Raw genomic sequence first — 13,232 nt, 5'->3', positions numbered from 1 at the left:
CACGGGGACGGGCGGCCACGGACCTGATGTGAGGAGCCGGCCGGGCGCGTGCGAGGATCCGGGGATGAACGGGGAGGGGCGGCTTCGGGTCACGCTGCTCGACGACTTCAGGGTGTGTCGGGGCGGGACCACCCTGCCCGTACCGGGTGCCCGGTTACGGGCCCTGGTCGTACGGCTCGCCCTGGCCGGCGGACGCGAGGTCGAGCGGAGCGGCCTCGTCGACGCGATCTGGGCCGAGCCCGAAGACCTTCCGGCCGACCCGGCCCACGCCCTCCAGGCACTCGTCTCCCGGCTGCGCCGAACCCTCGGCCCGGCGAGCGTCGACGCACGTCCTACGGGCGGCTACCGGCTGGCCGTGGAACCGGCCGACGTGGACGTGCTGCGGTTCGAGCGGCTCGCCGCCGAGGGCCGTGACCGTCTCCGCGCCGGTGCCGGTGGAGGTGTCGGTGCCGGTGGAGGTGTCGGTGCAGATACAGGTGACCCGGCTGCGGCGGCTGCCCTGCTCGGCGAGGCGGTGGCGCTCTGGGGTGACCGTCCCGGCACCGAGCCCGTGGTCGTCGCCGCGGTGGTGCCCGCGGTCGCGGTCCGGCTGGCCCGGGCCTCGACGGAGGCCGTCGCCGATCTCGCCGACGCCGAACTCGCGCTGGGTCGCGCGGAAGCGGCTGCCGCCCGGCTGGCCGCACTGCTCGCCGAACACCCCGTCCACGAGCGCGCCGCTGCTCTGCTCATGGACGCGCTCGCCGCCCAAGGACGCCAGGGGGAGGCCCTCGCCCTGTACGAGCGGGTCCGCGGGCACCTGGCCGACGTCCTCGGCGCGGACCCGGGCACCGCCCTGAGTGAACGTCACCTACGCCCGCTGCGCGTTCCCGCTTTCGCTTCCGCCCCCGCGCCTCCAGTCACTGCCACTGCCACTGCCACCGCCATCGTCCCTGCTCCTGCCGAGGCTCCCGCCACGGCCGGGGCCACACGGGCCGGGCGCGGCAATCTGCCCGCGCCGCTCACCGGACTCATCGGCCGTGACGACGACCTCGCCAGGATCGGCACACTGCTCGACTCCGGTCGCCTGGTGACCGTGACGGGTCCCGGTGGTGCCGGCAAGACGCGCCTGGCGGTCGAGGCGGCACGCCTCCGGCGACACGCGTACCGCGACGGCGTCTGGCTGATCGACCTCGCCTCCGTCACCGAGCCCACCGAGGTCGGTGCCGCGCTGCTGGCCACGATCGGGCTGCGCGGCCCGGCGCTGTTCGAGGCCTCCGCGCGGCTGCGCGGCACCCCGGTCGGTGGCCTGGCCGGTGGCCTGGCCGGAGGGCCCACCGGTGGCCCGGGGCCGGCCCGGCTGGTGAACCGATAGGTGAACCGACAGGTGAGCCGGCCAGTGAACGGACTGGTGAGCTGGACGTCCTCGCGGATCAGCTGGACGGCCGGGAGAGCCTGCTCGTGGTCGACAACTGCGAGCACCTGGTCGACGCCGTGGCCCACCTCATCACGGCACTGCTGACCCGCTGCGCCGAGCTGCGGGTGCTGGCCACGAGCCGGGAGCCGCTGGCGGTCGACGGCGAGGCACTCGTCCCGCTCGGTCCGCTCGCCCTGCCTGCGCCGCGTACGGGGATCGAGCAGGCCCGCCGTACGGCGTCGGTGCGCCTGTTCGCAGAACGGGCGGCCGCTGTACGGCCAGGGTTCGCCGTCGACGGGGACAATCTCGGGGAGGTGCTGCGCGTCGTCCACAGCCTGGACGGCATGCCGCTCGCCCTCGAACTCGCCGCAGCCCGCCTGCGCACGCTCCCGCTCGCAGGCCTGGCCGCCGGGCTGTCCGACCGCTTCCACCTGCTCACCACTGACAGCCGCACCGCCCGGCCCCGGCACCGCACGCTGCGCGCGGTCATCGCATGGAGCTGGGACCTCCTCGACCCGGACGCACGCGCGGTCGTGGAACGCATCTCGGTCCTTTCCGGTGGCGTCACCGCAGTCTCGGCGGCCGCCGTCTGCGCCGGGACACACGTGCCTGCCGCCGACGTACCCGAACTGCTCGCGGGCCTCGTCGACCGGTCGTTGCTGCAGCTCACGCCGGACACCGGCCGCTACAGGATGCTGGAGACGATCCGCGCGTACGGTCTGGAGCGCCTGGCCGAGCACGGCGCCCTGACCGACGCCCGGGAGCGGGCCGCCCGCCACTTCGCCGACCTGGTCGCCCGTCAGGACCCGCTGCTGCGAGGCCCCCGGCAGCTCGACGCACTGCGCGTGCTGCGCACCGAGCACGACAACGTGCTCGCGGCTCTGCGCCACCTGTGCGCCCCCGACGCCCCCGACGCCCCCGACGGCAGCGACACCGCAGACGGTGCCTCCGACGACGCGGTCGACCTCGCGGTGAACCTGACCTGGTACTGGCAGATGCTCGGCCGTCACACCGACGCGGCCCACTGGCTCCGCGCGGCGACCCGGTCGCCCGTCGCGCGGCCGAGCGCGGAACGCGCCGTCGCCGCGGGGCTGCTGGCACTCACCGCCGCCGCCCCCGGCACGCCCGCCGGCGGCCTGACCGAGGAACGGCGCGACGAACGGGGCGAGGATCAGCACGATGAACGGCGCGAGGAACAGCGCGATGCGCTGCGGGCACTCGCCGACCGGTTGCCGCGCGAACCGGGGCCGACCGGTGCCGGTGGCGTGCTGGCTGCTGCCGGGCTGGCCCTCCTGCTGGGGACCGAGCTGCCGCCGGTCCTCCTCAGGCCGTCGGCCGACACACCGGACACGTGGTCGACCGGCCTGGCCCGCCTGCTCAGGGCCCAGTTCGCCGAGAACGAGGGCCGTCTCGACCAGGCCCGCGGTGACGTGGATGCCGCGCTGGACTGCTTCGCCGGAGCCGGCGACCGCTGGGGCGTGGCCAAAGCGCTGCCGCTGCGCGCGCTGCTACGGCAGTACGACGGCGACCTCGACGGCGCGCTGGCCGATCTGAACGAGGCCAAACGGCTGGCCGCCACGTTCGGATCGCTCAGCATCAGCGACGAGGTCTTCGTCGACCTGCGCCTGGTCGACCTCCACGCCGGGCTCGGTGACACCACCCGGGCAGCCGCGCTGATAGCCGAAGCCCGGGAGCGTGCGCTGCGCTCGGCGTCCCCGGAGACGGCGGTCCTGCTCTCCGTCCGGGAAGCCGCCCTCCGGGCGCAGAGCGGCGACCTGGCCCGGGCCGGGGACCTGCTCGGCTCGGCCGAGACCGGGCTCGCGCAGCAGGCCCTGTTCGACCTCGACCAGGGGCAGGCCCTGATCGGCACGGTACGGGGCACCATCCAACTCGCACGCGGCGACGGTCCGGCCGCCGAGCGCTCGCTGCGCCGGGCGTACACGGCGGCGCTCGGCAGCGGCGACATGCCGATCGTGGCGACGGTCGCGGTCGGCGTCGCCGGCCTCGCCGCACTCCGCGGGCGGCACCGTGACACCGCCACCCTGCTCGGAGCCGCGGCAAGACTACGCGGCGCCCACGACCGCACCGACCCGCAGATCCGCACACTGACCGCCCGCAGCCGCGCCGTGCTCGGCGACGAACGGTTCACCGAGGCCTACGAAGCGGGTCGGCAGCTGGACGTACCGACAGCCCTCAGCCGGGCGGACCCCGCACGACTGCGCCGTGAGCCGTCGCTCGGATCCCCCGCGAACCCGGCTGAGCCCGGAGCCGGCTGACCCACCTCGCCACGGCCTGTCGGCGGTTCGGGTTCGGTCCTGCTCATCGCTCACCCGTCGCTCACCCGTCGAAGCGCCGCCAACCGAGGTCGAGCCCGGCGAGCGGCCGCAGTGCGCTGCGGTGGCGGGCGCCGGCCCGGACCTCGGCGGCGTCCTCGCCTTCCGGACTGCGCCCGACGATCGCGACCAGGCCGGGGCCCGATGAGGAACCTGGTCCCGGAGACCGGAGCCGGGCACGGGCCGAGCGGCACGCGCTGCAGCAAACTCTGCGCCCCGGCCAGCGAATGCCGGGGCGTGCTCCCGTCGTCCGCCGTGTGCGGGGCGGTCAGGGCCGCCTTGTGGAGGGTGAACTGCGGCAGAAACCTGCTCAGCGGTTCTCGCTCGGGTCCGGAGGCGCCTGCCTCGTCGGACCAGACCGTTGGATCGGTGCCCGTGGCGTCCGTCTCCCCCGGGGCGGTCGGCGCGGTCGGCGGCCGGACCACGTCGAGCACCTCGCGGCTCGACGGTGGATCGATGCTGGGGTCCGCACTCGTGAGTTCCCCGTCGCTCCGGCTGCTGCGGCGGTGCCGCACGGGGCCGATGTGCGGACCGGTGGGCAGGACCCGGTGGGGCACAGGCTCCGTCGGCCACCCGGCCACCCGGCCACCCGGCCACCCGGCCACTCGGCCACCCGGCCACTCGGCCCGGTCAGACGGTCAGGTCGAAGATCGTCTCGGTCTTCGTCGTGGACGTCCGGGCCCTCAGGTAGCTGTTCAGGTTCGCGTCGCCGTTCAGGTCGGACGGGATCACCACCTCGACGGAGAACGCACCGGCGCCGTCCGTCAGGGTGTCGCGCAGGTCGCGGACCCGGTAGTCCTCACCCAGGTCGCCCTTGACGACGAACGAGACCCGGACGATCTCGTTCGGCGGGAAGCCCTTGCCCGTGAGCACCGTCCTCGTCCCGCCGAGGCCGCCGTCGGGGGCTGCGGTCAGTACACGTACAGCCGTCGGGGGCGGACTGCCGGCCGCCACGCCGGTCGGCAGCGTGTTCAGGGAGGGGGAGACCGCCGGGCCGCCGACCGCGGGCAGGGTGACGGTGGGACCGGGCACGGTCACCGTGGGGCCGGGGACGGTGACGGTCACCGCCGGCTGCGGTCGGGCATCCGAGCCACTGACCTGGGACTGGGTGAAGAAGCCTCCGGCGAAGCCCGCGCCGAGGGTGGCGACGCCCACGAGCGCGGTGATCATCGTCCCCCAGCCCTGGAGGTCGAACCGGGGCGTGCCGGGGTGGTGCGGCACCGGGGCTCCGGGAGGCCTCGACGGTTGCGGGGGAACGACGGCCGCCGTTGCGGGGCGCTCCGACGGTCGCTCCGACGTCTGATCTGACGGTCGTTCTGGTGTGGTCGGCGCGCTCACCGATGTCCCCCTTCGGTCCAGCCTGTCCGCATGGAGTGATCATGCGCGTTCACCTGGGTACCACATCGGCGCCCGCTTGTCCGGGCCCTTCCGTGACCACGGCAGCCCGGTGCTTCGGTGCCCGGGACGGGACGGAGGCCGCACCGGGCAGTGCGCGGGCCCGGTGGACACCGGTGCTCGGTGCCCGGACTAGTGTCGTGGTCGTGCCGCGGCCGGCGGCCGCCGCCCCGTCGGGCGGTGCGGCCGGGCGGTGCGGCCGGGCCTCGGCGCCGTCGTGACTTCTGGGGGCTGAAGCGGATGAGGATGACGTTCGGGCTGCTGGGTCCCCTGACGGTCGCCGTGGACGGCGAGCCGCAGGTGCTGCCGAGGGCCACGGTGTTGCGGGGGCTGTTGGGGGCCCTGCTGCTGGCGGAGGGGGAACGGCTGCCCGTGGGGCGGCTGCTGGACCTCGTGTGGGCGGAACAGTCGGAGCGGGTCGGCCGGGGCGCCGTGCACACCGGGATGTCGCGGCTGCGCACCTGGCTCGGGCGGTTCGGGGACGCGGCGGTGGCGCTGGAGTCCGACGCGCAGGGGTACCGGCTGGTGACCGGGCCGGACACGGTGGACCTCGGACGGTTCCGCAGGCTCGCCGCCGACGGGGACCCGGCGGCGGCGGTCGCATTGCGGCGGGGCCCGGTGCTGGCGGGGCTGGAGCGGGTGAACCGTGCGGATCCGCTGGTGGCCTCGGTGGAGGGCGCGGTGCGTGCCACGGCCCTCACCCTGGCCGGGGCCGCCCTGGCCGGTGGCGTGGCCGGAGCCGGGCCTGCCGGGGCGGGTGGGACCGTTGGCGCGGCCCGAACCGCCGTTCACGCCCTGACGGCGCTCGCCGAGGACCACCCGTTCGACGAGCCCGTACACGCCGTCCTGCTGCAACTCCTCGCGGCGGACGGCCGGGCCGCCGAGGCGCTGCGCCGCTTCCAGTCGCTGCGCCGGCGGCTGGCCGAGGAGCTGGGGATCGAGCCGGGCGAGCAGGTGCAGAGTGTCTTCCTGACACTGCTGGCCCATGACCGCGAGGGTGCCCGCCCGGACCCGGGGCGGACCCGAGTGCCCTCCCAACTCCCGCGTGACGTCACGGATTTCACCGGTCGTGAGGAGCAGGTGCGGCTGGTCCTGGACGTCCTGGCGGCCGGCCGGGTGCCGGTCGTCGCCGGCATGGGCGGCATCGGCAAGACGGCGCTGGCCGTCCACGCCGCGCACCGCGCCGCCGCCGACTACCCGGACGGCCGGCTGTACGCGGACCTGCGCGGGGCGGACGAGTCGCCCGCCGACCCGGCCCGGGTGCTGGCCGCCTTCCTGCGGGCCCTCGGCGCCGACCCCCGGGAGATCCCGGCCTCGCTGGACGAACGCTCGGCCCTGTACCGCACCCTGCTCGCGGGCCGCCGCACGCTCGTCCTGCTCGACAACGCCGCCGACGAGTGCCAGATCGGACCGCTGCTCCCGGGCACACCGGCGCCTTCGACCAGTTGCCCGGCCGAGGGACCCCACTCTGCGGCTTCCCGCCCCGCCGCTTCCCGCCCCGCCGCTTCCCACTCCGACGTTCCCCGCCCCGACGGTCCCCGCCCCGACGTTCCCCGCCCGGCCGTCCTGGTCACCAGCCGTGCCGCGCTCACCGCCCTTCCCGGCACCCGCCTCATCGACCTCCACGAACTCGACGCCCCCCACGCGCAGACACTGCTGCGCCGCATCCTCGGGGAGCACCGCGTCGCCGCCGAGCCGGTGGCCGCCGCCCAGATCGTCGAGCTGTGCGGCGGCATGCCGCTGGCAGTCCGCATTGCCGGGGCCCGCCTCGCGGCCCGGCCGCGCTGGACCCTGGCCCGGCTCGCCCACCTGCTGCGCGACGAACGGCGGCGCCTCGACGAACTGGAGGCCGGGAACCTGGCCGTGCGGGCGGGCTTCGCCGTCGGCTACGCCCGGCTGTCGGAGCCGACCCGCCGCACGTTCCGGCTGCTCGGCCTGCTCGACGCGCCCGACTTCGCCCCGTGGGTCGCGGCGGCGATGGCGGGCGTCCCGGTGGAGCAGGCGGAGCGGCAGCTGGAGGAGCTCATCGACGCCCAGCTCCTGCAGGAGAACGGAACGGAGCCGCACCTGCGCTACCGCTTCCACGACCTCGTCCGGCTGTACGCGCGCGAGCACGCCGAGGCCGCCGACGAGCCGTTCGAGCGCACCGCCGCGCTCGAACGGGCCTTCGGTGCCTGGCTCCGGCTGGCCGAACAGGCGGCCGACCAGGTGCCCGGGCCCTGCTTCGCGCCGATCCACGGCTCCGCCCCGCGCCACCCGCTGCCGTCCGCCGTCACCGCCGCGCTGCTGGACGCCCCGATGGCCTGGTTCGACGCCGAGCAGCCGGCGCTGAACGCGAGCGCCCGGCAGGCCGCCGCGCTGCGCATGGTGCCGCTGGCCTGGGACCTCGCCGCCTGCCAGGAGAAGTACTGCGACGTGCGCGGCCTGTACGACGACTGGCGCACCACGCACCTGGCCGCCCTCCAGGCCTGCCGGGCGGCCGGCGACGACCTGGGCACGGCCGTGCTCACCCGGGGCCTCATCGAGGTGACGACCTGGACCACCCCGGCCGACGGCTCCCATCCGACGGTCGACCTGGCGGACGGCACCCAGACGATGGTCTCCCTGGGGGACCGCGCACGACACCTTCAGCGCCTGTTCGAACAGGTGGGGGAGCCGCGCGGGACCGCCGATGCGCTCGTCCTGGCCGCGTGGAGCCTGGTGGCCCAAGGCCGCGAGCAGGAAGCCCTGGACGAGGCCCGCCGCGCCCTGGACCTCGCCACCGTCCACGACCACCCGGGCGGCCAGGCCCGGGCGCACCAGATCATCGCCATCGCGTACGGCGAGACCGACCTCGACCGCACCATCGACCACCTGACCGAAACGTTGCGCCTGGCCCGGCTGATCGGCAACACCCGCTTCGAGGCGACCGCCATCCAGTTCCTGGGCGCCGCCCACGGCCGGGCCGGCCAGGTCGAGCGGGGCGACGAACTGCTCACCCGCTCGCTCGCCATGGCCCGCTCCCTCGACGACCGCTACGTGGAAGCGTTCTCCCTGCTCTACCTGGCCACCCTGTACGCGGCCACCGGCGACGGCCGCGCCCGCGACACCGCGGAGGCCGCACTCGCCATCGCCCGGCGCTTCGACCTGGGACACCACCTCGCCCAGGCCCTCGGCATCCTCGGCGAACTGGACCTCGCGGCGGGCGACCACGCCTCGGCCGTCGCGTACCTCGAAGAGTCGGTCCTGGTGTGGCGCGCCCGTGGCTGGCGCTCCTTCCTCGCGAGGGCGCTCCGGGCGCTCGGCCGGGCCTACGACGCCGCCGGGCTGCCCGAGTCGGCGGGCCGCGTGGTCGCCGAGGCCCGTGAACTGAGCGACACCCCGGCCACCGGCCCCGGCGACACCCCGCCGTACGGCACCTGACGGCGCTCCACCCGGGGCCGGGTCCGCTCGGCTTGCTCGGCCCTCACTCACCGCACGCCTGGCGACGACCGTCCGAGCAGAGGTGACCGGAAGGGAGCGGAAGGAACCGGAAGGGCCAGAAAGCGACCGGTAAGCGATCGGTAAGACGCGTCTCCCTAAGCTCGACCCCCACGGCACAGGACAGGCGCACACGATCAGAGCCCGGTCGACGCGTCCCTGTCCCACCCACGCCCCCTCGGGGGCCGCCGGTCGGGTCCGCGCAGGGGACGGACCCGACCGGAGGTGCCGCCCCTTTCCTCCGCTGTCCCGGGTCCGGGCGGCTTCCGGACCCGCAGGCCCGGCACCCCACCGTTGCACCGGATCCGACGGCACCACGCGGCGGGCACGAGCGGGCAGGATGACCGAGGCGGCACGTGCCGCCAGGCACCAGGGAGACCCGCGTGGCTGACTACTTTCCCTACCGCATCGTGACCAGGAGAGGGGACCTGACGCTGATATGGCGGCCCGGAGAGGGCGATGCCTCCGATGAGTTCGCCGTCGACGAACGCGGCAGGCTTCTCGCGTTCCACGAGTACACGCCGCTGCAGGAACACTGTGACCGCAACGGCTGGAGGCTCCTCCAGGAGGGCGAGGGCGCGCTCGACCTGGGCGTCGTACGGCGGTGGGTCGAGCACCCGGACCTCGGCTCGGCTTCGGCGGGGTTACTGCTGGAAGCGTGGAACTTCTTCGAGGACCTGTCCCGCAGCCTGAGCGACGGCCCGCCCCTTCCGGTGCAGGGAACGGTTCACGACAGCGCCTACGAGAAGGTCTTCGGCGGTGAAGCGCTCGAACCGGCCGCCGGCGAGGGCGCGTGGACGGCTGAGGAGACCGTGGCCGTGCGCGAACTCCTCCGCGCGGGGCTGGACCTCTGGGAGCAGGCCGTGCACGGGTCGGGGATCGGCTGGGGGACCGGCTGACCGGTGGCGTCCGCTCGACCGGGGGCGTCCGGTGGCGACCGGTGGGGCAGCGGGGGTGGTGAACGTCCGTCGGGCCCGGAATGCGCTGCACATCATTCGAGTGCTGACGTACCATCCGGCAATCCGTTGAACGTTTGTTTGCATGAATGAGATGACATGGTGGGAATGGAAACCGAACAGCCGCCCGAGAAGCTCAGCGGCCTCCAGGCGATCTGGGCCAACACCCTGGAGCCGGTGGCCCCGCTGCCCTGGTACCGCACGGTGCCCCGCAGGGCCTGGATCGGGGGCGGGGTGGTCGTCGCCCTGGTCACCGCCCTGACCGTGGCCGCCGTGACCGGTGCCGGAGCCCCGCCCCCGCACCGGATCGTCCTCGCGGACCGGATCGGCGACCACGAACGGATGCCGGACGACGAGGTGGTCCTGGCCGAACGCGGCCACCTGCAGAAGAACCTGACGGCGTTGAGCCGCTACCGGGACGTGTCGGTGGCGGGCTACGGCCCCGCCGGATCGGGCCGGAGCACCCTCCTGGTGGCCGGGATGACCGGCAGCTTCCCGGACGCCCGCGGGGAGTTGGACCGGCAGTTCGGCGGGATCTGGGGGGCCGACGTGTCCAGCCGGATCAATGAGACCGTGACCGGCCGCAAGGACTACCCGGCCGGCCCGCTCGGCGGCGCGCTCGACTGCGCGGTCCTGACGGCTCCGACCGCATCCCGGACGATCTGCATCTGGGCGGACGGAATGACGGTCGGCGGCGTCATCGACGAGAAGGGCGTGACCCGCCTGGACGACCTCGCCCGACGCGCCCTGGAGATCCGTACGGCCGTCGAGGTCGAGGTCCACTGACCGGGCCTTCTGACGTGGTCTTCGCGGACGCCTCGACCGCGAAGACCACCACCGAGCTCACAAGGAGCAGCCGATCGGTCGCCCGGCGCGCGCCTTCTCAGGTGAGGGTGGCGTCGAGGAAGGCGCGCCAGGCGGCGTGAACGCGCTCGGTGTGGGAGCCGTCGCCGTCACTGCCGTCACCGTCGTGGCTGCCGTCGCTGTCGTCTCCGTCGGCGGCGAGGAGGTCGAGCAGCAGCCCGCGGAGGACGGCGAGCACCACGGTGGGGTTCGCCCCGGTGCCGGCCAGGACGCGGCCCAGGGGCGGCAGCCACTCGTCCAGTGAGGTGGTGCCGAAGTCCCGCCAGGGCCCGGAGCGGCCGAAGGCGCGGACGTACCCTTCGAAGAACAGGCGTAGCGCGCCCCGGTGCCCGGGGTCCGTCAGCCACTCCCAGAGCAGGTCGAGGGTCGCGCGGGCGCTGCCGCCCTCGATCTCGGAGCGCTCCAGCAGCGCCAGCTGTTCGGCCCGGCCGACCGCCAAGACCTCCCGGATCAACTGCTCCTTCGACCCGAACAGGTACAGCAGCACACGCGGGCTGGAGCCGATCTCGGCCGCCAGCGGGCGCAGGGAGAGGTCGGACACGTTGTGCTCGGCGACGTAGCGGACGGTCGCGGCGAGGATCTCCTCGCGGCGCGGCGACGGACGGGAAGGCGCATTGGCGGGGGCGGACACGTGGACTATCGTTCCACTGAAACGAGTGTTTCAGTGAAAGGGGATGCCGACATGGCCATCACCGCATCCGGGGTCGCGACCGTTCGCGAGGCCCTCCGCCCCGGAGACCTCGGCGCCGTCGCCGCGCTCCACGGCGTCCTCTACACCCGCGAGTACGGCATGGACGAGACCATGGAGGCCTACGTCGCCGCCGGCATGGCCGAGTTGGTCCTTGCCCGAGTCCGCGAACGCGACGCGGCACCCGGCCGGCTGTGGGTCGCCGAACTCGACGGCCGGGTGGTCGGCGCCACCGGTCTCGTCAGGTCCGAGGAACGCCCGGGCTGGGGCCAGCTCCGCTGGGTGCTCCTCGACCCGGCCGCCCGGGGGCTGGGCCTGGGACGGCGGATGCTGGAGACGGCCCTCGTCGAGGCCCGCGCCCGCTCGTACGAGGGCGTCCTGCTGTGGACCGTCGCCGGCCTCGACGCCGCCCACCACCTCTACGCGAAGGCAGGCTTCGAGGTCACCGTCTCCCGCCCGGCCCACAAGTTCGGCCTCGACACCGTCGAGCAGCGGATGGACCTGCGGTTCTGAGGGCGGCGCCGCCTGGAGGGACCGGCGCGGCCTCGAGGGATCGGTGCGGCCTGGAGGGATCGGTGCCGCTCTCCAGCCGTCCGCTCTCCCGCTGTCCCGGGGCGGGCGATGCCGGCGCAGGGCGGGGAGCCATGCGAGCACGGCCGGGTCCCTGACGTCGGCCCGGGAGAGGTCCGTGCCCCGCCGTGAGGCGCGCTTCGTCTGTAGCGTGTTTGCCGTGGTTATTTGTGCTCAGGATCTCTGGCTGTCAAGGTGTGCGCCATGAAGATCACGATCACCGTGGAGAATCCGACCCCCGAGGTGCTGGAGAAGCTGCTCGCCCTCGCCGCCATGCCGGCCGCCGTCGTGACCGCGGTGGCCGACGACCGCTGGACCCCGGAGCGGGCCCGCTCGTACTACGACCGCCTGCCGCCGAGGGCGCAGCAGATCCTGCTCCAGATCGTCGAAGGCGAAGGCGAGTGTGCCGCGGAACAACTGAAGGCGAACGGCCGGAGCCTGCGGGGATCCACCGGCGCCTTCCGCCGGGTGCTCTCGGAGGGCAAGCGAACCGGCCTCTGGCCGGAGGCCCTGCCCGTACCGGTGGTGTCCCATGTCGTCGGCGGGCAGCTCAAGAAGATCGAGATGCCGGGGCACGGTACGGAACGGTACGTCCTCCCGGTCTTCGCAGAAGGGCTGGGCGAGCTGCGGAGCGGCGACTGAGAAGGGCCTGCGGTGATCTGGCCCTGGCCGTCCGGTCCTTGTGACGACCACGGCGGTTCCCTCCGGAATCGGTGCTTTCCGGTTGCCCGTCACCGCCTGGGACGAGACGCGGTGAGGGGCCGTCACGCCGGCGTGTCGGGGTGAAACGGGGGCATGGCGTTCCCGCCCGGCCCCGCATGATCGCCGACTGTTACACGTCGGTGACGATCCGTCGACAACCGATGTCCGGTACATGGCGTCTCTATGGGTGGCAGAGCCCGAATCGCGGCATCGACGCCTTCGGGCCGAACAACCACCTCCCCTCGAAAGGGGTGCACCCGTGATCGCCTCCAAGCGGAACCACCTGCGCCTGGCCGCCGTGACCACCCTCGCCGTGCTCTCCCTCGGGCTGGCGGGCACCGCCGTGGCCGCCACCCCCGTCGCCACCACCAGCGCCGCCCAGCCCGCGGCCGTCGTGCAGTCGGCCGCCGCGCAGCCGGTCGTCGTGCAGGCGGACGCCGCGCAGGCCGGGATCACCGCCAAGCCGTCGGTGTCCTCCGTCCAGGCGTGGCAGCTGTTCCGTGTCACCGGCACCACCACCGGCCTCAAGGCGGGCAGCACCGTGACCCTGCAGCAGAAGCAGCACGGCGCCTGGGTCACGCTGCCCGCCTCCGTCCACACCACCCGCACCGGTTCCTACTCGCTCGGCGTGAAGCTCGGCCTCAAGGGCCTGAACGAGCTGCGCATCATCAGCGGGAGCACCGCCTCCCCGGTCTTCACTGTCACCGTGCGCTGACCCATCAGCCCATGGGCCATGAGCCACGGGCCATGAGCCACATCCATACGGAGAAGGGGGCGTGCGCCGCGGCGGACGCCCCCCTATCCCGAATGTTAAGCGTCATAAAAATGTGCCCCCCGAGGGAGACAAACCCGGGCCCCGGAGGTAATAGTAC

The 13,232-nt window shown here is 74.2% G+C and carries 10 protein-coding genes; 8 read left to right on the top strand and 2 right to left on the bottom strand.

Annotated features, from left to right (window positions below; translation table 11 throughout):
* The first annotated feature begins 64 nt into the window (after positions 1-64).
* Complete coding sequence (locus tag ACFV04_RS17570; RefSeq protein ID WP_380529918.1) at positions 65-1,351, top strand: BTAD domain-containing putative transcriptional regulator; 1,287 nt, start codon at positions 65-67, stop codon at positions 1,349-1,351.
* Between the two features lie 86 nt (positions 1,352-1,437).
* Positions 1,438-3,669, top strand: a complete 2,232-nt coding sequence (locus ACFV04_RS17565) for an ATP-binding protein (RefSeq protein WP_380529916.1) — start codon at positions 1,438-1,440, stop codon at positions 3,667-3,669.
* Between the two features lie 687 nt (positions 3,670-4,356).
* Here ACFV04_RS17565 and ACFV04_RS17560 read toward each other — a convergent pair.
* Positions 4,357-4,947 (bottom strand): hypothetical protein, encoded by a 591-nt coding sequence (locus ACFV04_RS17560; RefSeq protein WP_380529914.1) that lies wholly within the window; start codon positions 4,945-4,947, stop codon positions 4,357-4,359.
* A 420-nt stretch (positions 4,948-5,367) separates the two neighbouring features.
* Here ACFV04_RS17560 and ACFV04_RS17555 point away from each other — a divergent pair, with 420 nt between their 5' ends.
* The 3 genes from ACFV04_RS17555 (at position 5,368) to ACFV04_RS17545 (ending at position 10,322) form a co-directional block, all read left to right on the top strand.
* The gene (locus ACFV04_RS17555; protein ID WP_380529912.1) at positions 5,368-8,523 is read left to right on the top strand and encodes an ATP-binding protein; all 3,156 of its coding nucleotides are present in this window, start codon (positions 5,368-5,370) and stop codon (positions 8,521-8,523) included.
* Positions 8,524-8,963: 440 nt separating this feature from the next.
* On the top strand, positions 8,964-9,479 hold the full coding sequence (locus ACFV04_RS17550; RefSeq protein WP_380529910.1) for a hypothetical protein: 516 nt from the start codon (positions 8,964-8,966) through the stop codon (positions 9,477-9,479).
* 156 nt (positions 9,480-9,635) lie between these two features.
* Positions 9,636-10,322, top strand: a complete 687-nt coding sequence (locus ACFV04_RS17545; protein ID WP_380347381.1) for a hypothetical protein — start codon at positions 9,636-9,638, stop codon at positions 10,320-10,322.
* A 97-nt stretch (positions 10,323-10,419) separates the two neighbouring features.
* Here the strand turns inward: ACFV04_RS17545 and ACFV04_RS17540 are convergent, their stop codons facing one another.
* Positions 10,420-11,031, bottom strand: a complete 612-nt coding sequence (locus tag ACFV04_RS17540) for a TetR/AcrR family transcriptional regulator (RefSeq protein ID WP_380529908.1) — start codon at positions 11,029-11,031, stop codon at positions 10,420-10,422.
* Positions 11,032-11,082: 51 nt separating this feature from the next.
* Here ACFV04_RS17540 and ACFV04_RS17535 point away from each other — a divergent pair, with 51 nt between their 5' ends.
* From ACFV04_RS17535 to ACFV04_RS17525, 3 genes are all read left to right on the top strand, one after another.
* Positions 11,083-11,601 carry a GNAT family N-acetyltransferase gene (locus ACFV04_RS17535; protein WP_380347383.1) on the top strand — a complete coding sequence of 173 codons (519 nt, stop codon included), beginning with the start codon at positions 11,083-11,085 and terminating at the stop codon, positions 11,599-11,601.
* Between the two features lie 261 nt (positions 11,602-11,862).
* Positions 11,863-12,300 (top strand): hypothetical protein, encoded by a 438-nt coding sequence (locus ACFV04_RS17530; RefSeq protein WP_380347384.1) that lies wholly within the window; start codon positions 11,863-11,865, stop codon positions 12,298-12,300.
* A 319-nt stretch (positions 12,301-12,619) separates the two neighbouring features.
* Entirely contained in the window at positions 12,620-13,075 is a 456-nt protein-coding gene (locus ACFV04_RS17525; RefSeq protein WP_380347385.1) for a hypothetical protein, read from the top strand.
* The last annotated feature ends 157 nt before the right edge of the window (positions 13,076-13,232 follow it).

Origin of the sequence: Kitasatospora sp. NPDC059599 (assembly GCF_042735125.1) — a bacterium.
GTDB lineage: Bacteria > Actinomycetota > Actinomycetes > Streptomycetales > Streptomycetaceae > Kitasatospora.
The sequence above is the reverse complement of the archived record's forward strand: the minus strand, read 5'-3'. Positions and strand labels throughout refer to the sequence as shown.